Annotated in this window: 17 protein-coding genes; 7 read left to right on the top strand and 10 right to left on the bottom strand. The window is 71.9% G+C overall.

The window, feature by feature from the left end; genetic code table 11:
• Positions 1-65 precede the first annotated feature (65 nt).
• Entirely contained in the window at positions 66-1,937 is a 1,872-nt protein-coding gene (locus KK097_RS02125; RefSeq protein ID WP_214543552.1) for an ArnT family glycosyltransferase, read from the bottom strand.
• A gap of 106 nt (positions 1,938-2,043) precedes the next feature.
• Here KK097_RS02125 and KK097_RS02120 point away from each other — a divergent pair, with 106 nt between their 5' ends.
• Entirely contained in the window at positions 2,044-3,324 is a 1,281-nt protein-coding gene (locus tag KK097_RS02120; RefSeq protein ID WP_214528389.1) for an acyltransferase family protein, read from the top strand.
• 129 nt (positions 3,325-3,453) lie between these two features.
• Positions 3,454-4,491: a GH25 family lysozyme gene (locus KK097_RS02115; protein ID WP_214543551.1), complete on the top strand. Its 1,038-nt coding sequence runs from the start codon at positions 3,454-3,456 to the stop codon at positions 4,489-4,491.
• A 198-nt stretch (positions 4,492-4,689) separates the two neighbouring features.
• On the opposite strand, the gene KK097_RS02110 is transcribed toward KK097_RS02115, so the two are convergent.
• Positions 4,690-5,913, bottom strand: coding sequence for a polysaccharide pyruvyl transferase family protein (locus KK097_RS02110; protein ID WP_214543550.1), 1,224 nt, complete (start codon positions 5,911-5,913; stop codon positions 4,690-4,692).
• 48 nt (positions 5,914-5,961) lie between these two features.
• On the opposite strand from KK097_RS02110, the gene KK097_RS02105 reads away from it, so the two are divergent.
• On the top strand, positions 5,962-7,164 hold the full coding sequence (locus KK097_RS02105) for a glycosyltransferase (protein ID WP_214543549.1): 1,203 nt from the start codon (positions 5,962-5,964) through the stop codon (positions 7,162-7,164).
• On the opposite strand, the gene KK097_RS02100 is transcribed toward KK097_RS02105, so the two are convergent.
• The 4 genes from KK097_RS02100 to KK097_RS02085 all read right to left on the bottom strand — a co-directional run bounded on the left by KK097_RS02100 (position 7,131) and on the right by KK097_RS02085 (position 11,304).
• The gene (locus KK097_RS02100; protein ID WP_214543548.1) at positions 7,131-8,549 is read right to left on the bottom strand and encodes a hypothetical protein; all 1,419 of its coding nucleotides are present in this window, start codon (positions 8,547-8,549) and stop codon (positions 7,131-7,133) included. The genes KK097_RS02105 and KK097_RS02100 overlap by 34 nt on opposite strands.
• A gap of 11 nt (positions 8,550-8,560) precedes the next feature.
• A complete protein-coding gene (locus KK097_RS02095; RefSeq protein WP_214528396.1) occupies positions 8,561-9,868 on the bottom strand; it encodes a UDP-glucose dehydrogenase family protein in 1,308 nt (435 codons plus the stop codon).
• A gap of 82 nt (positions 9,869-9,950) precedes the next feature.
• A complete protein-coding gene (locus tag KK097_RS02090; RefSeq protein ID WP_071244247.1) occupies positions 9,951-10,499 on the bottom strand; it encodes a PH domain-containing protein in 549 nt (182 codons plus the stop codon).
• Positions 10,500-10,503: 4 nt separating this feature from the next.
• Positions 10,504-11,304, bottom strand: a complete 801-nt coding sequence (locus KK097_RS02085; protein ID WP_214543547.1) for a biotin--[acetyl-CoA-carboxylase] ligase — start codon at positions 11,302-11,304, stop codon at positions 10,504-10,506.
• A 74-nt stretch (positions 11,305-11,378) separates the two neighbouring features.
• Here KK097_RS02085 and KK097_RS02080 point away from each other — a divergent pair, with 74 nt between their 5' ends.
• Together KK097_RS02080 and KK097_RS02075 are read left to right on the top strand one after the other, a co-directional pair.
• A complete protein-coding gene (locus KK097_RS02080; protein WP_214528400.1) occupies positions 11,379-12,974 on the top strand; it encodes an acyl-CoA carboxylase subunit beta in 1,596 nt (531 codons plus the stop codon).
• Entirely contained in the window at positions 12,974-13,228 is a 255-nt protein-coding gene (locus tag KK097_RS02075) for an acyl-CoA carboxylase subunit epsilon (protein WP_214528402.1), read from the top strand. Before KK097_RS02080 ends, KK097_RS02075 begins: the two co-directional genes overlap by 1 nt.
• Positions 13,229-13,903: 675 nt before the next feature.
• Here KK097_RS02075 and KK097_RS02070 read toward each other — a convergent pair.
• From KK097_RS02070 to KK097_RS02055, 4 genes are all read right to left on the bottom strand, one after another.
• On the bottom strand, positions 13,904-14,953 hold the full coding sequence (locus KK097_RS02070) for a DUF8320 family protein (protein ID WP_214543546.1): 1,050 nt from the start codon (positions 14,951-14,953) through the stop codon (positions 13,904-13,906).
• Positions 14,950-16,203, bottom strand: a complete 1,254-nt coding sequence (locus KK097_RS02065; protein ID WP_214543545.1) for a sensor histidine kinase — start codon at positions 16,201-16,203, stop codon at positions 14,950-14,952. Before KK097_RS02065 ends, KK097_RS02070 begins: the two co-directional genes overlap by 4 nt.
• 5 nt (positions 16,204-16,208) lie before the next feature.
• The gene (locus KK097_RS02060; protein WP_017888757.1) at positions 16,209-16,928 is read right to left on the bottom strand and encodes a response regulator transcription factor; all 720 of its coding nucleotides are present in this window, start codon (positions 16,926-16,928) and stop codon (positions 16,209-16,211) included.
• 198 nt (positions 16,929-17,126) lie between these two features.
• A complete protein-coding gene (locus KK097_RS02055; protein ID WP_214543544.1) occupies positions 17,127-18,386 on the bottom strand; it encodes a class I SAM-dependent RNA methyltransferase in 1,260 nt (419 codons plus the stop codon).
• Positions 18,387-18,400: 14 nt separating this feature from the next.
• Between KK097_RS02055 and KK097_RS02050 the strand changes: the two genes are divergently transcribed.
• Both KK097_RS02050 and KK097_RS02045 read left to right on the top strand, forming a co-directional pair.
• Positions 18,401-19,195, top strand: coding sequence for a Maf family protein (locus KK097_RS02050; RefSeq protein WP_214543543.1), 795 nt, complete (start codon positions 18,401-18,403; stop codon positions 19,193-19,195).
• Positions 19,196-19,274: 79 nt separating this feature from the next.
• Positions 19,275-21,062 (top strand): acetyl/propionyl/methylcrotonyl-CoA carboxylase subunit alpha, encoded by a 1,788-nt coding sequence (locus KK097_RS02045; RefSeq protein WP_214543542.1) that lies wholly within the window; start codon positions 19,275-19,277, stop codon positions 21,060-21,062.
• Positions 21,063-21,088: the final 26 nt, after the last annotated feature.

Below are 21,088 nucleotides of genomic sequence, written 5' to 3'. Positions count from 1 at the left end.
GGGGCGGGCCGCTCCCTGCGGTGCTGCTGCGGGGTGCGCGCTGCGGTGCCGTCACCGGGCGAGCGTCACCGGGCGAGCTTGACGATCTGCACGCGGCAGGGGATCTCCGGGTCGGTCGACCGGTCGGCGCTGCACGAGATCGTCGCGTTGTACGTGCCGACCAGCTTGCCGGCCACCGAGTAGTCGCGCGCCGGAGCGGTCGCCGGGTCGAACTGCACGAAGTACTGCACGCCCTCGTCGATGAACAGGTTGCGCATCGCGTCGGAGTGGTACGTGTAGCCCTGACCTGAGCGACCGTACACACGCGTGTCCGTCAGGAACGCGAGCGACGACAGCGAGCGGTAGTTCGAGCCGATGACGGTGGCGTCCTCGGGCAGGGCGCCGCTCGCCCGGATCTGGTCGGCGAGCCGGACGATCTCCGGCACGTCGGTCGGCCCGAGCACGCGCAGCGCCTCGGTGCGGTTGACCGACGGGTAGAACGGCGCCGGCGAACCGAGCCAGTTCTGCGTGTAGGACGCGATGGGCACCACGGCGATCGCGAGGCAGGCGACGATCGTGCGGACCACCCCACGGCGGCGGACCAGCCGCCAGACGGCCGGCAGCATGAGCGCGCCGATCATCGCGGTCAGGTAGAAGAGCGGCCAGTAGTAGCGGGCGTTGCCGCCGCCGCTCGACGACGACGTGATCATGCCGTAGCCGACGAAGTACACCAGGGTCGTCGCGGCGACGATGCAGGTGAACGCGTAGCGGCGGAAGCGGACGACGCCGATGACGAGTGCGGCGGCGAAGAGCAGGGCGATCGGTGCGGCGAACGGCGCGAACGTGCTGATCTTCTGCAGGTAGTACGGCAGGGCGAGCATGCGCTCGTGCAGGTAGTACCCGGCGCGGGCCGCGATGCCGGACTCCTTCGTCACCTTGGGCGCGGTGTCCTCGGCGGCCGACTCGGTGCGCGGCGGCACCACGGCGGGGTCCGGGTTCTCCATCGGGCCCTGCTTGTAGACCGACGGGGTGAAGTCCTCGTTGGGCGAGAACGCGTGGTCGTTCGGCGGGACCGGCAGGAACGGCCAGTCGGTGGCGCGGCCGCCGTCGTCGAACTTCGAGCCGATGTTCACCGACAGCGACGACCCGAGGGTCACCGTGCCGTACTTGACGGTCAGGGCACCGACCCAGGGGGCGATGACGACGGCGAACACCACGATCGTCGCGACCGGGGCTGTCCACCAGTGCCGCACGGGCTCACCGCGACGGCGCGCTGACCAGACGCGCAGCAGCAGCCAGAGGATCACGGCGCCGATGGCTACCGGCAGCAGGAAGAGCTTCGTGAAGTAGCCGAGGGCGGCCACGACGCCGAGCACCGCGCCGGAGGCGACACGCGCACGCGTCGACCCGTGCAGCGCCTGGTCGGCCCAGCGGAGCGCCCAGAGGAACCCGACGACCCACGCGACGACGAGCAGGTCCGGGGTCTGCACCGACACCGCGCTCATCAGGGCGGGGATCGCGGTCACCATGAAGAGCACGGCGGGGACGATGCGGTGGTTCTGCGACCAGACGAGCCACCCGCCGATGCCGAGCACGACGGCCACGGCGAAGCAGTTCACGATCGCGAACGCCGTCTGCAAGCCGAGGCCGAACGCGACGAACGGCGCCATCATCCACGACACCAGCGGCGACCAGTACGCGTTGATGGCGTCGGGGAACCAGCCGTTCGCGTACTCGCGCGCGATGCCCATGTAGGAGATGCCGTCGACGTTCGTCACGCCGAGGCGGTTGTGGTACGCCACGGCGGCGCTCAGGACGACGCCGACGACCACGAGGACGGCCAGGATCAGGGGTGCGACGACGTGCCGGTACCGCCGTGTGACCGCCCCCGAACGCCGTCGAACGGGCTCGTGGGTGATCTGCGGTGCTGCGGGCGTCGTCACGGTCACGTGCTTCATCATGACATCCGTTCGCTTGTCGGACCGCACTGAGGCGGATCGCGGGTCGCACTCGGCGTGTGGGAGACTGCCGGGGACCCCGCTCCGACCACCTCGAGGACGTTCGTTGGCCACCGAAACCCGCGCAGCCGAATCCGCAGCCGAACCGACGGCCGCCGCTCCCCGCGCCGGGGGCCGACTCGAGTTCCCGTACCTCGACGGACTCCGCGGGCTCGCTGCCCTCGCCGTGGTGTTCTACCACGCGTACCTCTTCACGGGGACGACCGGCACGGGGCCGACCGAGCTGCCGTGGCTCCGACCGTTCATCGGCTGGGGCTACCTCGGCGTCCCGCTGTTCATCGTCCTGTCCGGCTACGTGCTCATGCTGCCCGTCGTGACCCGGTTCGACCGCTACCGGTTGCCCGGCGGTTTCTGGAAGTTCATCTGGCGCCGCGCCCGACGGATCATCCCGCCGTACTGGGCGTCACTGGTCGTCTTCGCGCTCATCATCCTGTTCGTCCCGGTGATGGGCCAGCCCGGCGGCACGCAGTGGGACACCAAGCTCCCGATGGGCTGGGGCACGTTCCTCACGCACTTCTTCCTGGTGCACGACTTCTTCCCGCAGTACATCGGCAAGATCAACGGCCCGATGTGGACGGTCGCCGTCGAGTGGCAGATCTACTTCCTCATGCCGCTGCTGATCCTGCCGCTCTGGAAGGTCTTCGGCGGATGGGCCACCGCGTCCTCGCTCGTCCTGATCGGCATGTGGATGGGCTCCGAGAGCCGCTACTCATGGATGCACCCGTGGTTCGTCGGGCTCTTCGCGGTCGGCATGCTCGCCGCGGAGCTCACGGTGAAGGCCCGCGACGAGCACCTCACCGGCAAGCTGAACACCTCGAAGCTCGGCGGCCCGCGCTGGCAGGGCGGGGTGTTCGTCGCCGCGATGTTCGTCGGCATGCTCCTCGTGTTCTTCCGCAACCGCGACTACTGGCAGCACCAGACCTGGCCGTCCGAGGTCGTCCTCGGCATCTTCGCCGGCATCCTGCTGACGTGGATGGGACGCCGGGCGGTGACGGGGCAGCACACCTGGCTCGCCCGGTTCTTCGCCTGGAAGCCGTTCGTGCTCCTGGGCCTGGTGTCGTACTCGGTGTACCTGTTCCACAGCCCGCTGCTCGGCCTCGGCAACCTGCTGCTCCTGCCGATGGGGCTGTACCCGAAGTGGCAGTTCCTGCTGATGATCTTCGTGGTCATCCCCGTCGTGCTCGCGATCTGCGTGGGCTTCTGGTGGCTGGTGGAGCGCAACTTCCTGAACCGTCGCCAGAAGCACGCGACCCGCGAGGTCTCGTCCCGCGGCCGACTGCCAGAAGTCGAGACCGACGACACCGAGGACACGCGCACGACCCGCTAGCCCCCCCCTCCGCCGGGGCCGTCGGGTGTGCGTCGGACGGACATGTGCCGCCGAGGCCAGGTAGCATCGCTCGGACCGCGGCGTGGGAGATCAGGCCCCACGGCATCTCGACAGGGAAGACGAGACCACATGCGCGCACCGATCAGCAGGCTCCTCGGGCTCGGCACCGCTGCCGTCGTCGCCGGGGCCATCACCTTCGGCAGTGGCCCGGCGGTCGGCGTGACCACGACCACGACCGGCCCGACCACCGCGACGCCGGCACCCACGCCCGCCGCGAGCACGCCGACGCCCGCGGCGACGCCGGCACCAGCCCCGGACGCCGCAGCGCCCGCCGCCGCCCAGCAGCTCTCCATCGCCGAGATGGACCGCACCGGCAACCACACCATGGGCGCCGGCATCGCCGCCCACGCCGGCGAGTCCCACGTGACCACCGCCTCCCCTGACGTGTCCTCGGGCGGCGGGGTCAGCGCGCAGGCCCTCAGCTCGTCAGCCGCTGCCGCCGCTGCCGGCGGGCCGCCCCCCGGCCGGGTGCAGGGCTTCGACATCAGCGCGTGGCAGCCGAGCGTCAACTTCCTGCAGGCGTACCGCAACGGCGCCCGGTTCGTGTACGTCAAGGCCACCGAGGGCACCTCGTACGTCAGCTCCACCTACAAGCAGCAGTACGCCACGGCGAAGCAGCGCAACCTGTACCGAGGCGGCTACGTCTACGCCCAGCCGAGCCAGGCCAGCGGCGCCGCGACCGCGAACTACTTCTTCGCCCACGGCGGCCAGTGGAGCAAGGACGGCAAGACCCTGCCGCCGCTGCTCGACATCGAGTACGGCAGCGCCGCCCAGGGCACCTGCTACGGCAAGTCGTGGTCGTCGATGCGCAGCTGGATCAAGGACTTCAACAGGACCGTCGTCGCCAAGACGGGTCGGTACCCCGCGATCTACACCACGACCGACTGGTGGAAGCGCTGCACGAACAACAGCAACCAGTTCTCGAAGAACCCGTTGTTCGTCGCGATCTACCCGGTGAAGAACTTCACCTCGCCCGGCACCCTCGGGCGCAGCTGGTCGAAGTGGACGTTCTGGCAGTGGGCGGCCAGCGGCACGCTCCCCGGTGACCAGGACGTCTACCGCAACGACATCACGTACCTGAAGCGCTTCGCCTCCCGGACGAGCTGACGCCCCGTGCGAGGTTGACCGCTCGGTGCGCGCTTGCGAGCGCGCACCGAGCGGTCAACGCCGCACCAGGCGACGACGGCCCGACCGATGGCGCCAGCCACACCAGGCTGACGACGGACGGGAGGCCCGTGGCGGTGTCGCCACGGGCCTCCCGTCCGTCACGGGCGCACGATCGCGCCCGTCGTGCAGCGGACGACGTCAGCGGACGTCGCGCGTCGCCTCGGCGAAGTCGGCGTCGAGGGCGGTGGCCATGCGGGCCACGCCCTCGGCGAGCTGCGTGCGGACCGCGTCGCGGTTCGCGTCGAGCGCCTCGAGCTGCGCCGTGACGTCGTCGACGAACGTGGGTTCGAGCGCCGCCTCGATCGGCTTCGAGTACGCCTGCTGGCCCATCTGCTCGAAGAACAGCCGGCCCTTGTCGACGTAGTACAACACAGCGGCGGGGACCCCGGCGATGGTCGCGACGATCGCGGAGTGCAGGCGGCTCGCCAGGAAGAGGCGGCTGCGGGACATCAGCCCGGCGTACTCGGACGGCGAGAACTCGTCGGCCTCGACCACGTGGGTGCGGTCGGCGTGCCGCATCAGGGCGATGACCTCGCGGGCGAACGCGGCGTCGCCCTCGGATGCCTCCATGTGCATCGGGTAGAACACGACGTCGGCGTCCCAACGGTCGATGACGCGGTCGGCGAGGTCGGCGACGGCCTGTCGGTAGGTCACGAGCTTGTCGCTGTCGACGCCGGTCTGGCGGAAGCGCTTCGGCAGGAACCGGAACGGGATCCAGCCGCTGCGCTTGTAGTGGAACCAGCGCCGGACGCCGAAGCCGATCGAGCCCTCGAGCCGCTCGGCGGTCAGACCGGTGGTGCGCTCGAGCCGCTCGAGCACGTCGGCGTCCGGAGCGGTGACCGTCCCGACGACCGCGGGGTCGAAGGACGAGACGATCGGTGTCGTCACGCCCCAGGACAGGAGCTTGTCGCGGGACTCGTCGTCACGGACGGCGAACGCGCTGCACAGGTCGACGGTGGCGCGGATCAGGCGCTTGCTGATGCCGGCGGTGGTCGGGCCGATGCCCTGGAAGGCCCCGACGAGGTTCTTGTTGACCACACGGACGAGCAGCATCTTGCCGAACCAGTACACGAGGCCGAGCTTGTTCGTGTAGTCCTTCAGGATCTCGCCGCCACCCCAGAGCACCACGTCGGCACCACGGGCCGCACGGAGCAGGGCGAAGAGGTCCCCGATGCCGGTGCTGTACGGGGAGACCGGCAGGAACCGGATCCCGAACCACGCGGCGTCCCGCTCGGGGTACTGGGACAGGGAGACGATCTCGGCGTCGGGCCACCGGCGACGGACGAGCTCGACGTTGCCGGCGAGGATCGCCCGGTCCCCGCGGTTGTGGGGCGAATCGCTATTGTGGATCAGTACGCGCACGGGGTGAGAGCCTACCGGACCGTCCCCCGCCACCCCCGGAAAGGCACGATGTCCCGCACCACTCGCTCCGCCCGCTCCCACCCGGACCGCCCCCGCCTGCTCGTCCTGGGCTCGACGTTCCCGGCCCGTCCGGACGACGGCGTGCCGGCGTTCGTGCTCGACCTCGCCCACCAGGAGGCGACCGAGTTCGACACCCTCGTGCTCACCCCCCGCGTGCCGGGCGGCGCCGCGAAGGAGCGCATCGGCGAGGTCGCGGTGCGCCGCTACCCGTACTTCCCGCGCCGGTTCGAGGACCTCGCCGACGGTGCGATCCTCGACAACCTCAAGGAGCGTCGCTCCCGGGTCGTGCAGGTCCCCGCGCTGGTGCTCGCGCAGTACCTGGCCGTCCGTCGCCTGGTGCGCTCCGCGAAACCGGACGTCATCCACGCCCACTGGGCGATCCCGCAGGCCCTCGTCGCGACCCTGGCCGCCCCCGGGGTGCCCGTCGTCGTGACGACGCACGGCGGTGACATCTACGCCCTCCGTGCGGCTCCCCTGGTCCGGCTCAAGCGCTGGATCTTCGGTCGCTCGGCGCACGTCACCACCGTGAACTCCGAGATGCGCGACCGCCTGACCGAGTGGGGCGTCCCGGAGTCACGGTCCACCGTGATCCCGATGGGGGTCGACCTGGGCCCCGCCCGCGACACCCGCGCCCGCGTCGCGCCGCAGGAGCACCACGTGGTCGCCGTCGGCCGGCTCGTCGAGAAGAAGGGCTTCGGCAACCTGATCGAGGCGCTCCGGGGACTCGGCGCCGACGTCCCGTGGCGGCTCACCGTCGTCGGCGACGGCCCGTACCGCGCGCAGCTCGAGCAGCAGGCAGCGGGTCTGCCGGTGACGTTCCTGGGGCAGCGCGGTCGCAGCGAGGTGCTCGAGACCCTGGCGTCGGCCACGGTCGTCGCGGTACCGTCCATCCCCGCTGCGAACGGCGACCAGGAGGGCCTGCCGGTCACCCTGCTCGAGGCCGCGGCGGTCGGTGCCGCGATCGTGGCGAGCGACCTGCCGGGCATCCGCGACGTCGTGCAGGACGACGTGTCGGGCGTGCTCGTGCCCCCGGGCGACGTCCCGGCGCTCCGCGCGGCACTGCAGCGCGTGCTCACCGACGACGCGGCACGGTCCCGTTACCAGGAGCAGGCCGTCGTCTCGGCAGCCGAGTTCTCGACGGAGCGGATCGGCGAGCGCTACCGGGCGGTGCTGCGCGCGGCGATCGCGTAGAGCACCACGGTGGCGGCGGCGCACACCGCCGCGGCCACCGAGGCCAGCACGACGACCGTGCCGGAGTGTCCGACGAGTTCCGACCCGGCTGCGTCGAACAGCGACCAGGTCGGCACGAACGCCGCCACGGCCCAGGCCAGCGCCGTCCACGTGCCGATCCGTCCCCAGGCGAGGAACCCCGCCGCCATCGCGAGGGCGATCGGCACCAGGACGGTGAGCGTGTAGCGGTTGAGCGGCGCGCCGCCGCCGGCCGCGTAGCGGATCTCGACGACGACGAACAGCAGGGTCACGACGACCAGCATCGCGACGACGAGCCGGCGCGGCCACCGGTCCTCGTCGGCCGGACCCCGGGGCCGGAGGCGACGCGCCACCAGGGCCGCGACGAACAGCAGCACCGGGAGCAGCAGCAGCACCCACGGCAGCGGCGACGCGATGGGCAGCGCACCCCGGAAGAGCGCGAACAGCTGGCGCCAGAACCCGAGCATCGAGACGATCTCGACCTCGGACCAGTGCGGGCGGGGCGTGTACCCGGGCCACGCGGTGGGCCGGCCGCTGAACGAACCGGTCAGGGCCTGGTTGCGCAGCCAGAACCACCCGGACGCGGCGGCCGCGGCGGCGAGGGGCACCGCGGCCACCAGGGCCCGGGCGGCGAGACCGTGCAGGCGTCCGAGCCGCACCGTCCGGGCCAGCGCGAACGCGACGACCATCGCGACGAGCCAGAGCGCGAAGGTGAGCCGTGTGGTGGTGCCGGCGGCGGCGATGAGTGCTCCCCCGACCGCGAGCCCCGGACCGACGCCGGACCGGAGTGCTGCGCCGGCCACACCGCACGCGAGCGCGCACGTCAACGCGGCGAGGGAGTCGTTGTAGACGACGCCGCCCTGCACCACGAGGACGCTCGTCGACGCGGTGACGACGGCGACGGTCCCGGGCAGCCGCACCACGCCCGGGAAGCAGCGGGAGGCCGCCCACGCCGCACTCGGTACGACGGCTGCGGCGAACACCGCGTTGCAGAGCCGGCCGAACACGACCGCCTGCACGGGGTGCCCCGCGTCGACGAGCGGCCCGATCACCGGGGCGAGCAGCACGTAGTACAGCGGCGGGTGCTGTGCGACCCACTGCACCGGCGGCGTCCCACCGAACCCCGGTCGGAACCGGATGCCGTCCAGGAGCACCGGCAGCTGGCCGTGCCACACCCGCAGCACGTAGTCGACGTGTGCGGACTCGTCGACGCTCGCGAGCGGCATCGACGAGAAGGTCCGCGCGACCGAGGCCGTCAGGACGAGCAGCATGGCAGCGAGGACGACCGGTGTCGCCCATTCCCGGCCCCGGAGCCCCGCGGTGAGCAGAGCGTGGATGCGGTCGGAGCGCGGGGTGTGCTGCTGCACGTCAGGCGACGTCAGCGCCCCATGCCGCGGTAGGTGAAGCCGGCGGCAGTCCACGCGTCACGGTCGAGGCAGTTGCGGCCGTCGATGACGACCGGCGACGCCACGAGTGCGGCGGCGGCCGTCGCGTCGAGCTCGCGGAACTCGGTCCACTCGGTGAGCACGAGCACCAGCTCGGCCCCGCCCAGCGCCTCGGCCGCGCTCTCGACGTAGTCGAGCTCGGGGTGCACGCGGCGCGCGGTGACGACGGCCTCGGGGTCGTACGCCGAGACGACGGCGCCGAGCTCGTGCAGGCGAGCCGCGATGTCGAGGGCCGGCGAGTCGCGGACGTCGTCGGAGTTCGGCTTGAACGCCAGGCCGAGCACCGCGACGCGCTTGCCGCTGACGACCCCGCCGAGCAGCTCCTGCGCCAGTTCGACGACGTGCGCACGACGACGCAGGTTGGTGGCGTCGACGTCGGCGAGGAACGCCAGGGACTCCCCGACGCCCAGCTCGTTCGCGCGCGCCTGGAAGGCACGGATGTCCTTCGGCAGGCAGCCGCCGCCGAAGCCGAGGCCGGCGTTCAGGAACTTGCGGCCGATGCGGGCGTCGTGGCCGATGGCGTCGGCGAGCGCGGTGACGTCGGCTCCGGCGACCTCGGCGATCTCGGCCATCGAGTTGATGAACGAGATCTTCGTGGCGAGGAACGCGTTGGCGCTGATCTTCACGAGCTCGGCGGTGGGCAGGTTGACGACGAGTCGGGGCGTGCCGGTGGACAGCGCCTCGGCGTAGACCTCGTCGAGGGCGGCGACGGCCTGTTCGCCCGCCTCGCCGTCCGGCACGCCGTAGACGAAGCGGTCCGGCGCGATGGTGTCCTGCACGGCGAAGCCCTCACGCAGGAACTCGGGGTTCCAGACGAGCGTCGCGCCGGGGACGGCCTCGCTGACCTCGGCGGCCAGGCGCGCGGCGGTGCCGACGGGCACGGTCGACTTGCCCACGACGAACTCGCCCGCGGTCAGGTGCGGGGTGAGCGCGGCGACGGCGGCGTTCACGTACGTCAGGTCCGCGGCACCGGTGGGGCCCTGCGGGGTGCCGACGGCGAGGAAGTGCACGCGGGCACCGGCGACCTCGGCCATGTCGGTGGTGAAGCGGATCCGACCGGACTCGAGCGCCTCGGTCAGGATCTCGGGCAGGCCGGGCTCGAAGAAGGGGGCCTCGCCCGCGGCGAGCCGCTCGATCTTGGTGGGGTCGACGTCCACGGCGACGACCTCGTGTCCGAGTTTGGCCATGGAGGCGGCGTGCACGGCACCGAGGTAGCCGCAGCCGATCACAGAGATACGCACGTCGAAGAAGGTACCGGTTTCTCGCCGAAGTCTCATCACGGCGCCCGCAGCGACGCCCACGGCGCCGCTCGGAGTGGCCGGGTCAGGCCCGCACGTCGCCCCACGGCGGACGGTCGGGACCGCCGACGATCTCGTCCCAGTCCGGCTCACGATGGCGTCGCCTGGCCTCGTACGCCTCCACCAGGTCGTGCAGGACGGCGACGACGAGGTCGGCGTGCGGCACGTCGGCGAGGACCACAGCGGGGTCGTCCCCGGGGAACACGAGCACGTCACCGGAGCGGAACAGCCCCTGCAGGCCGCGGCGCCGCACCGTGACGTCGTAGCCGCGGGAGTGCAGGAGCTCACGCCGGGTCCGGGTGCCGAGGCCGTTGACCACGACCAGGCGCCGTGTGGTGACGACGTACCGCTCCGACATCCAGCGGAACAACGGCACGGCACCGCCGAACACGACGAGGACCACGACGACGAGCGCGACGACCGCGTTCAACCACGCCAGCTGCGCCTGGAACACCCCGAAGCCGAAGCCGCCGGCCGCGGTGACGAGCACGACGAACACCGCCGGACGCACCAGCCGACGGGCGTGCGGTCGCAGGCGCGCGACGACACGTTCGGGCGGGGGCTCGGCGGTCATGCCGTCATGCATACCGCAGGTGGGTGACGTCCCCCACCGCGACGCCCCTGCTGACGCCCGCTCGGTCCCGGATCGTGATGCGGCCGGCGTCGTCGATGCCGGTGGCGTCGGCCTCCTCGACCGAGCCGTCCGGCAGCTCGAGGCGGATGCGGCGACCGACCGTGCCGCACGCGGCACGGACGTGGGACCGGACCGTCTCGGCGGCGGGACCACCCGTGACCAGGCCGGCCACCGCCTCCAGGACGGACCGCAGGAAGGCGGACAGGACCGCGTCGGCCAGGGCGGGTGCGTCGTCGACCGCGCCGGCGAGCAGGAGCGAGGTGGACGTCGGGGTGGGCAGCCGGTCGGCCGGGATCGTGAGGTTCACGCCGGCGCCGACGACGACGCTGCCGTCGGGGGCGACCTGGCAGAGGATCCCGCACACCTTGTCCCCGGCGACCTGCACGTCGTTCGGCCACTTCACCACGACGTCCGCGCCGGCGGGGAGCACCGACGCGATCGCGTCGCGCATCGCCGCGCCGGCGACCAGGGGCAGCCAGCCGCGGTCGTGGTCGTCCAGGTCGGCGCGGACGAGCACGCTGGCGGCGAGCGTCTCACCGACCGGTGCGGTCCAGGTGCGGTCGAGGCGGCCCCGCCCCGCGGTCTGGTGCAGGGTCGCGACGACGCTGCCGTGCTGTTGCTCGGCGGCGGCGGCGAGCAGGTCCGCGTTGGTGGACCCGGTCTCGGCGGGGGTGGTGATCGTCGCGCCCGCCGACCGGACTGCCTCGCTGGTGGCGGGGAACGACGGTGACGGGGCTGTGGACATGCACGCAAATGTACGGGCAGGAACCGTGGGGGTCCTCCAACCGACCCCGTCCCGACCGCCGGTAGGGTGAGCGGGTGACTTCAGGAGACACCCCCGATCTGTCGACGACGGCCGGCCGGCTGGCCGACCTCCGCGACCGGTACCACGAGGCCGTGACCGCCGCGGGCGAATCCGCCATCGCCAAGCAGCACGCGAAGGGCAAGGGCACCGCGCGGGAACGCATCGAGCAGCTGCTCGACGCGAACTCCTTCGTGGAGTTCGACGAGTTCGTCCGGCACCGCACCACCTCGTTCGGCATGGACGCCAAGCGCCCCTACGGTGACGCGGTCGTCACCGGCGTGGGCACGATCCACGGCCGGAACGTCGCCGTGTACGCGCAGGACTTCACGGTCTTCGGTGGGTCGCTCGGCGAGGTCGCGGGCGAGAAGATCATCAAGGTCATGCAGCACGCGCTGAAGACGGGCGTGCCGATCATCGGCATCCTCGACTCCGGCGGTGCGCGCATCCAGGAAGGCGTCGTCGCGCTCGGCAAGTACGGCGAGATCTTCCGCCTGAACACGCAGGCCTCCGGCGTCATCCCGCAGCTCTCCATCGTGATGGGCCCGGCGGCCGGCGGTGCGGTGTACTCCCCCGCCCTCACCGACTTCGTGATCATGGTCGACAAGACGAGCCACATGTTCGTCACCGGTCCGGACGTCATCAAGACGGTCACGGGCGAGGACGTCGGCTTCGAGGAGCTCGGCGGCGCCCAGACCCACAACGCGGTCTCGGGCGTGGCGCACTACCTGGCCGAGGACGAGACCGACGCGCTCGACTACGCGCGCTCGCTCATCGGGTTCCTGCCGGACAACAACCTGTCCGACCCGCCGGCGTACGACGTCGCTCCCGAGCTCGAGACCACCGACGCCGACCACGAGCTCGACCTCGTGATCCCGGACTCGACGAACCAGCCGTACGACGTCACCACGATCATCGACCACATCGTCGACGACGGTGAGTTCCTCGAGGTCCAGCCGCTCTTCGCGCCGAACATCCTGATCGGCTTCGGCCGGGTCGAGGGCCGCACGGTCGGCATCATCGCGAACCAGCCGCAGGCGATGGCCGGCACGCTGAACATCGACGCCGGTGAGAAAGCCGCACGCTTCGTCCGGTTCTGCGACGCGTTCGGCATCCCGATCCTGACCCTGGTGGACGTGCCCGGCTACCTGCCCGGCACCGACCAGGAGTGGACCGGTGTCATCCGCCGCGGCGCGAAGCTGCTGTACGCCTACGCCGAGGCCACCGTCCCGCTCGTCACCGTCATCACCCGCAAGGCCTACGGCGGCGCGTACATCGTGATGGGCTCGAAGCAGCTCGGCGCCGACATCAACCTGGCCTGGCCGACCGCAGAGATCGCCGTCATGGGCGGTCAGGGCGCCGTGAACATCCTGTACCGCGCCGAGATCAAGCGCGCCGAGGAGTCCGGTGAGGACGTCGCCGCGGTCCGAACGAAGCTCGCGAACGAGTACACGTACAACGTCGCGTCGCCGTACCTGGCGGCGGAGCGCGGTGAGCTCGACGGCATCATCCAGCCGCACGCCACCCGCGTGTCGGTCATCAAGGCCCTCCGGTCGCTGCGGGGCAAGCGTGCAACGCTGCCCCCGAAGAAGCACGGGAACATCCCCCTCTGATGGGTCGCCACGCAGCAGCCGTACCCTCGGACGAGCCCGCCTCGGTGGCCGACGTCCGGGTGGTCTCCGGCGACCCGTCGCCCGAGGAACTCGCCGCCGTCGTGGCCGTCCTGCAGCGCCAGGCCGACGAGGCCGCAGCCGCCGGACGCGCCGCCGTGGTCGTCGAGCCCCGCACCGGGTGGGACGCCGCGGCCCGCGGACTGCGCCGCCCGCTCGAGACCGGACCGGGCGCCTGGGGCCGATCGCTCCGCTGATGTACCCCTGGTGCGCGGGCAGCCGGGAGCGGTTGCAGGGCGCACTTCCCGGTCGGTATCCCCTCACTCGGGGGACACGATCTGCCGGGGTGGTCCGGAAATGCCGGAATTGTCCCCCATAATGACGACTGACATCCAGCTCGTGCGTGGGCATAGTAGTTGGTGTTCGGTGTCCTTCGATGAAAGACATCGCAGGTCGGTGGCCGACTAGGGTACGAAGCCACCGTCCGCTGCGAGGCAGGGCGACATTCGGGTTGTCGCTCAGCCTCGGGTCGTGAACGGGCCGGTCGGTATCCGACCGGCCCGTTCCCCGTTTCCGGGGTGTGTGGCGTCTGTGGGCGGGTGCTGGAGCGGCTGTCGAGCCCGATACCGAGGCTGATGCGGAACGACACCGTCGACGTCGTACGACAGCGACATCGTCGCTTCCGTGCCCGCGCAACAGGTGCGCTCGCGTCAGAGCGACACCGTCGACGTCGTACGACAGCGACATGGTCGCCTCCGTGCCCGCGCCAGCCCGGCGCGACCACGTGACGGCCGGGAGGCCCGGGGCCGGACCGCCACGGGCCTCCCGGCTGTCCCCCATCGCGTCCACCGCCGCCCACACGCCAGGCGCACCATGATCGTCGGCAGCGCCGTCGGCGGCACGTGCGTGCCGCGCTCAGCGCGTGCCGCGTGCTACGCGGACTCGTGCCGCGGGATCTCGAGCCAGAGCGCGACGGAGTCGTCCTCGTCACCGTCGTCGTCGTCCAGCCCCGCACCGAGCGCCGCGGACTCGCTCGCCGCCCCGTCGAGGCGGAGCCCGACGACCGTGACCGCGGAGTCCGATCCCTCGCCCACGGTCCGGACGATGACGTTGTCAGCGTCGCGGGCCTGTCGGAGCGCCTCCGCGACCCGCGCATGGATGCGGCGGATGTCCGGGGCGTCCAGGTCGTCGAGCCCGCCGTCGTCGTGCAGCTGGACCGTGGCGCCGCGGCGCCGCAGGCGCATGACCTCGTCGCGGACGTCGTCGGACAGCAGCGAGCGGCCGCGGATCTCGTCGCGGATGGCCTGCTCGAGGTGCAGGCACTCGGCGCGGTCGGCCTCGTCGAGGTCACCGCAGGAGTCGATGATGCGCTGCAGCATCGGCAGGGCCATCCGGGTGGTCTGGCTCAACCGGAACTGCCGCTCGAACACGTGGGCGTCCTGCGCGGCCTGCCAGTCGGCGGTCTCCTGCTCGGCGAGGACGAGTTCGCGCGTGTTCCGGGTGGCGCGGCTCATCGCGCCGGCGAAGACCGTGGCGATCGCGACCCAGGCCACGCTGCCGACCACGCCGAGCCCACCGAGTGCGCCGAGGCCGGCCCAGGCGACGGTGTACACGGTCAGGAACAGCACGCCGGCCCACGCGAAGGGACCCCGACCGCGCACGACGAGCACCACCATGAGCGTGCCGATGGCCGCGATCCACCACGTGGCGGAGCCCGGGCCGTCGTCCTCGACGACGACGGGCGCGGCGATCACCGGCATCACGACGGCGGTGGCGAGGGAGAAGCAGGCCGTCCACACCGGCAGGACCTTCCCGGGGACGAACAACGCGAGCACGGTGGCGGCGGCGTACAGGACCATGCACGCGATGATCGGGGCGACCTGGTCGGCGCGCGGGAGTGTGGCGGCGGCGAGCACCAGGTGGTACAGCGAGAACAGCGACGCAAGGCCGAGGGCGATGCTCGCCGGCAGGGAGACCCTCATGCCGTCGCCCTCGCAACCGGGGACCACGTCAGCACGATGCGGGTGCCCTCGCCGGGGGCGGTGTGCACCTCGGCGCGTCCGTCGACGGTGGCGACCCGCTCGACGATGGAGCGCCGGACGCCGAGCCGCTCGGCGGGGATCGCCGCGACGTCGAACCCGCGGCCGTCGTCACCGACCTCGACGAGCACGCCCTGCCCCTGCTGCTCGATGCGGACCCAGCGGGAGACCTCGCCGTCACCGGCGTGCTGCACGCTGTTCACCGCGGCCTGCAGCGCCGCCGAGGCCAGTGCATCGGCGACGGACGCGGGCAGGCGGACCGAGCCCGTCGGTGTCGGCACGAGGCGGACCGGTGCGGTCAGTGCGCCCACGCCCTCACGGATGCGGGCCCGGAGTTCGCCGAGGGTGACCGGTGCGACCTCGCCCGGGCCGTCGGTGGCCGCGGCCTCGAGGTGGTCGATCGCGTTCCGGGCCATCCGCGCGGCGAGGGTCTTGGCCTCGAGCGTGTCGGCACGGGCGGCGGAGAGCAGCGTCGTGAGCACGCTGTCGTGCACGATGGCGTCCACCTGGACCCGTTCGACCTCGGTGGCGTGCTCCCGGATGGCGAGCGAGTACCGGCGCACCGCCGTGGACTGCGCCGTGTCGACCGCAGTGGCTGCCCGGCGCAGCACCACCGCGATGACGAGCACCGCACCACTGAGCAGCGCCGTGTACACGCCGTCGAGCAGGGCGGGGAGGACCCCGACGCCGCCGCCGACCGGGCTGAGCCGGACGACGACGTACACCGCCGGTACGAGCGCCGTGTAGACCGTCGCGCGCCACGTCGCGAAGCCCATCGCCGCCGCCGTGCACCCCACCGTGCAGAACCACCACGGCCACGGCTGCTGCGACGACGGGATCGGCTCCTGCACGGTCGCCGGCCACGTCACGATCGCGACGAGGAACAGGAGGGCGCACACGATCTGCGCCATCTGGGCCACCCGCTGCACGAAGGCCGAGACGCCGACGAACACGAACGACGCCGCGAGTGCGAGCGTCACCGCCGGACCCCAGAACGGATCGAGGTAGGGCAGCTGCTCCAGGACCGCGGGTGCGTCGACGATGCCGAGTCCGACCGCGGCCATCGCGAGGAGGATCGCGAACGCGCGCTCCACCGACGCCTGCGTGATCGAGGCACGGACGCTGCGCGCCGGATCGGCCCCGAACGGCGCCGGTTCGACGACCGTCCGCGCCGGCTCAGCCGCGGTCGCCATCCGTGTCAGCGACCGTCGCCGTCGGGGTCGATGCCCGAGTCGAGCCCGGGGAGGATCCCGTCCTCGACGGCTCGACGCAGCAGGTCGACCTTCGTCGGGGCCGGACGACCGACCTCGACGTACTTCACGCGGATCCGGTCGAGGTACTCACGAGCCGTCGAGTACCCGATGCCGAGCTGCTGGGCGGCGAGCTTGAGCGGGAGTCCCGACGCGTACAGGTGCAGGATCTCGCGCTCCCGGCGGCCGAGCTGCGCCTTCGCGAAGTCGCGGTCGGCGTCGATGGCACTCGCCCACTCGAGGTTGTTGAGCACGTCACCGCGGGCGACGGTGGCGACCGCGGCCATCACGGTCTTGGTGGCGGAGGACTTCGGGATGACGCCGGCAGCCCCTGCTGCGAGCGCCTCACGCACGTTGGCGACGCGGTCCGCGATGGAGTGCACGAGCACCGCTGATCCGGTCCCCTGCACGCCCTTGACGTTCTCGGTCACGGTCGATCCGTCACCGAGCGACAGGTCGAGGACGACGACGTCGACCTCTCGCCCGTCGAGGTTCTGGACGTACTCGGGGACGCTGGCGGCGGTGAGCACCACCTCGAACCCCTCGTTCTGGCACGCCGCCTGGATCCCGAGCCGGACGGACTCGTGGTCGTCGACGATCGCGACCCGGACCGGCCTGGTGGCCGCTCCTGACGTCTCGGTGCTGGTGGTTGTCGTTCCTGCTGCCACAGTGGCCTCTCGTTCCGATGCGCGACGCCGGCCCCTGAAACCGGAGTGCCATCAACGACCCAGGATACCCAGCCCGGACTCAGGTGCGGGGCTTCTGGGCTGCGCCACGCTGGCCGGTCCGCCGATTGGTGGACACCCCGACACGCAAGGAGCGGCGGCCGGACCCGCCCCGGTCGCACCCGGGCCGCGCCCCGGACCTCAGCGGGTGGGGACCAGGCGTGCGACGGCTTCCAGGTGGTGGGTGTGCGGGAACAGGTCGAAGGCGCGCAGTGCCTCGAGCCGGTACCCGAGGTCGGCGAAGGTCGCGACGTCGCGCGCCAGCGCCACCGGGTCGCACGCCACGTAGACGACCTGCTCCGGCTGCAGCGCTGCGATCTGCACGACGACGTCGCGGCCGGCACCGGCGCGGGGCGGGTCGAGCACGATCGTGCCGGCGCGGAAGCGGTCCTTCTCGGCCCGCGAGGCGTTCGCCACCGTGTTCGTCAACCAGCGGTCCACCCGGCCGGTCTCGGCGCGGGCACCGAGCCACTCGGACAGGTTCTCCTGCGCGTGCTCGGTGGCACGGCCGGCGCTCTCGACGCTCGTGATGCGCGCCTTCGGGCCGACCAGGTCACCGAGGGCGGCGGCCAGCAGGCCCACGCCGCCGTAGAGGTCGAGGTGGGTGCCCTCGGGGTCGAGGCGGTCGCGGTCCACGAGGTCCTGCACGGCCTCGGTCAGCACGGACGCCGCCGCGCGGTGCACCTGCCAGAACCCGTTGTCGTCGACCTGGAAGGTGCGCTCCCCCACGACCTCGGTCACGACGGTGGGCTTCTGGTCGTCGATGACGAGCCGCGCCCCCTCGGAACCGCTCGGCGCGAGGACGTCGATCACCGACGAGCCCGGGAGCGCACCACGGCCGAGCGGGGCGCTCTGCTGCACGACGGCCGTCGCGAGCGGCAGGCTCGTCACCGGGATCACCGAGTGCGAGCGGGCCGCGAACGGGCCGGCGGTGCCCTGCTCGTCGACGTGGAGCCGGACGCGGGTGCGCCAGCCGAGGCCGTTCGCCGCGTCGTCACCGGGCGCGGCCTCGACGACGACGTCGTGACCGAGCACCTCGGCGAGGTCCATCCGTGCGAACCGCGCGAACGAGTCGACGAGGACGTCGTGCTTGAGCGTGCGCTGGTGGGCGAGGGCGATGTGGCCGAACTCGGCACCGCCCGGGCGCGTCTCCGGGTCACGCTCGAGCGCGGCCTCCGGCCAGACGTGATCGACGCGGTGCTCGCTCGGCGTGACGACGCTGACCGTGTCGGCGCGCCAGAACGACTTCTTGCGGTCCTCGGTCACCCGGGCGACGACGCGCTCCCCGGGGATCGCGTCGGAGACGAAGACCACCCGACCTTCGTGCCGTGCCACCGAGATGCCGCCGTGGGCGATCCCGGTGACGTCGAGTTCGAGCAGCGTGCCGACGGATTCACCCATGGTGAGATGGTCCCATGCGTCTGTACCTCGCGAGTACATCCCCCGCCCGCCGAGCACTCCTCGCCCAGTCCGGGATCGAACCCGTGCTCGTGTCCCCCGGGGTCGACGAGGACGCCGTCGGCACCGCCGCCGCAGCATCGCTCGGCCGTGACCTGACCGGTCCGGAACTCGTCTCGCTCCTCGCCGTCGCGAAGGCGTCCGCAGTCGCCGACTCCGCGGTCGCCGGGTCGCCGGTCGACGGGGTGGTGTTCGGCGGGGACTCCGCGTTCGAGGTCGACGGGCAGCTGTACGGCAAGCCGCACGACCCCGCCCTCGCCCGGGAGCGCTGGCGGCAGATGCTGGCCGCCGGCGGCGGGACGCTGTGGAGCGGACACTGCGCGATCGATCGACGACGCGACGACCGGCGCCGGGACCTGGACCCGACCACGGAGCGGCCTGGAGGCGCGGCACGGGCCCGCACCGTGCCTCCCGTCCGGTCGCTGGTCACGTCCCCTGCCGGCGTCCCGCAGCTGGGCGACGTCGCGCCCGGCGGGTCGGCGCTGGCCGCCGACGGCGACCGCGTGGTCGCGGTCGACAGCGCGGTGCTGACCTTCGCCGACGACGTGTCCGTCGACGAGATCGACGCGTACGTCGCGACCGGCGAACCGCTCGAGGTCGCGGGCGCGTTCACCATCGACGGCCGAGCCGCGGCGTACATCACACGGATCGACGGAGCCCCGTCCGCTGTGATCGGGATGTCCCTGCCGGTGCTGCGCTCGATGCTGCTCCGGGGCTTCGGCATCGCCTGGCACGACCTCTGGTCGCTGTAGACATCCGCACCTCTTCGGGGTGGTTCTTTGTGGGTGCCAGTCAAAACGCACTCCCGCCGCACGAATACGCTGATGTGTCATGCCCCGTATCAGCAAGGTCCTCATCGCGAACCGCGGCGAGATCGCCGTCCGCATCATCCGAGCGGCCCGCGACGCGGGCAAGGCATCGGTCGCGGTCTACGCCGACCAGGACCGTGACGCCCTGCACGCCCGCCTCGCCGACGAGGCCTACGCGCTGAACGGCACCACGAGCGCCGACACGTACCTCGTCATCGACAAGATCATCTCGGTCGCCCGCCGCTCCGGCGCAGACGCCGTGCACCCGGGCTACGGGTTCCTCGCCGAGAACGCCGACTTCGCGCGCGCCGTCATCGACGCCGGGCTCGTCTGGATCGGCCCGTCGCCTGAGTCGATCGAGCGCCTCGGCGACAAGGTCTCCGCGCGACACGTCGCCGAGAAGGTGGGCGCACCGCTCGCCCCCGGCACCATCGAGCCCGTGCAGGACGTCTCCGAGGTCTTCGACTTCGTCGACCAGGTCGGTCTGCCCGTCGCGATCAAGGCGGCGTTCGGCGGTGGCGGTCGTGGTCTGAAGGTCGTCCGCGACCGTGCCTCGGTCGAGGAGCTCTTCGAGTCCGCCACACGTGAGGCGATCGCCGCGTTCGGTCGCGGCGAGTGCTTCGTCGAGAAGTACCTGGACAAGCCGCGCCACGTCGAGACCCAGTGCCTGGCCGACGAGCACGGCAACGTCGTCGTGGTCTCCACACGCGACTGCTCGCTGCAGCGCCGCCACCAGAAGCTCGTCGAGGAAGCCCCGGCGCCCTACCTGACGCCCGAGCAGGAGACCGCGCTGTACGAGTCGTCGAAGGCGATCCTGCGCGAGGTCGGCTACGTCGGTGCCGGCACCTGCGAGTTCCTCATCGGCGCCGACGGCACCGTGTCGTTCCTCGAGGTGAACACCCGCCTGCAGGTCGAGCACTGCGTCTCTGAAGAGGTCACCGGCATCGACCTGGTGCGCGAGCAGTTCCGCATCGCCGAGGGTGGCGTGCTCGACTACTCGGACCCCACGCCGCGGGGACACTCGTTCGAGTTCCGCATCAACGGCGAGGACCCGGGTCGCAACTTCTTCCCCGCGCCCGGCCCCGTGCACGCGTTCAACGCGCCGTCCGGCCCCGGCGTCCGTGTCGACTCGGGTGTCGTCTCCGGCGACGTCGTGTCCGGCTCGTTCGACTCGATGCTCGCGAAGCTCATCGTCACCGGCGCCACCCGTGCCGAGGCGCTCGAGCGGTCCCGGCGGGCGCTGGCCGAGTTCGAGGTCACCGGCCTGCCGACCGTGCTCCCCTTCCACCGTGCCGTGGTGTCGGACCCGGCGTTCGCGACGGCCGACGACGAGCCGTTCAGCATCTACACGCAGTGGATCGAGACCGACTTCGTCAACGACATCCCGGCGTGGAGCGGCTCCCCCGAGGAACTGCCGGCCCCGGCTGCGCGCGAGAGCGTCGTCGTCGAGGTGCAGGGCAAGCGCATCGAGGTCACCATGCCGTCGATCGTCGGTGGCGGTGCTGCCGGTGCCGGTCTCGCCGGTCGTCGTCCCGCCGGCCCCACCGCTCCCCCGAAGCGCCGCTCGTCGGCCGTCCGTGGGGGTCTGGCGAAGTCCGGGTCGTCCGTGGCGTCGCCGATGCAGGCCACCGTGGTGAAGCTCGCGGTCGCCGAGGGTGACACCGTGGTGAAGGGCGACCTGCTCGTCGTGCTCGAGGCCATGAAGATGGAGCAGCCCGTGCAGGCCCACAAGGACGGCGTCGTCACCGGCTTGAACGCCCCTGTCGGCCAGACGGTCTCGTCCGGTCACGTGCTGCTCGAGCTGGCGTAGCGCGGGCGCTCCTTCTCGCCGTCAGT

Origin of the sequence: Curtobacterium flaccumfaciens, assembly GCF_018598405.1 — a bacterium.
GTDB classification, from domain to species: domain Bacteria; phylum Actinomycetota; class Actinomycetes; order Actinomycetales; family Microbacteriaceae; genus Curtobacterium; species Curtobacterium aurantiacum.
This window is presented reverse-complemented; position numbering and strand designations above follow the sequence as displayed.

Excerpts from the sequence above, each read along its gene's own strand:
- KK097_RS02115 (WP_214543551.1), top strand. The coding sequence starts at position 3,454 with ATGCGCGCACCGATCAGCAGGCTCCTCGGGCTCGGCACCGCTGCCGTC.
- KK097_RS02075 (WP_214528402.1), top strand. The coding sequence starts at position 12,974 with ATGGGTCGCCACGCAGCAGCCGTACCCTCGGACGAGCCCGCCTCGGTG.
- KK097_RS02085 (WP_214543547.1), bottom strand. The coding sequence starts at position 11,304 with ATGTCCACAGCCCCGTCACCGTCGTTCCCCGCCACCAGCGAGGCAGTC.
- KK097_RS02125 (WP_214543552.1), bottom strand. The coding sequence starts at position 1,937 with ATGAAGCACGTGACCGTGACGACGCCCGCAGCACCGCAGATCACCCAC.
- KK097_RS02055 (WP_214543544.1), bottom strand. The coding sequence starts at position 18,386 with ATGGGTGAATCCGTCGGCACGCTGCTCGAACTCGACGTCACCGGGATC.
- KK097_RS02050 (WP_214543543.1), top strand. The coding sequence starts at position 18,401 with ATGCGTCTGTACCTCGCGAGTACATCCCCCGCCCGCCGAGCACTCCTC.
- KK097_RS02090 (WP_071244247.1), bottom strand. The coding sequence starts at position 10,499 with ATGACCGCCGAGCCCCCGCCCGAACGTGTCGTCGCGCGCCTGCGACCG.
- KK097_RS02070 (WP_214543546.1), bottom strand. The coding sequence starts at position 14,953 with ATGAGGGTCTCCCTGCCGGCGAGCATCGCCCTCGGCCTTGCGTCGCTG.
- KK097_RS02065 (WP_214543545.1), bottom strand. The coding sequence starts at position 16,203 with ATGGCGACCGCGGCTGAGCCGGCGCGGACGGTCGTCGAACCGGCGCCG.
- KK097_RS02105 (WP_214543549.1), top strand. The coding sequence starts at position 5,962 with ATGTCCCGCACCACTCGCTCCGCCCGCTCCCACCCGGACCGCCCCCGC.
- KK097_RS02045 (WP_214543542.1), top strand. The coding sequence starts at position 19,275 with ATGCCCCGTATCAGCAAGGTCCTCATCGCGAACCGCGGCGAGATCGCC.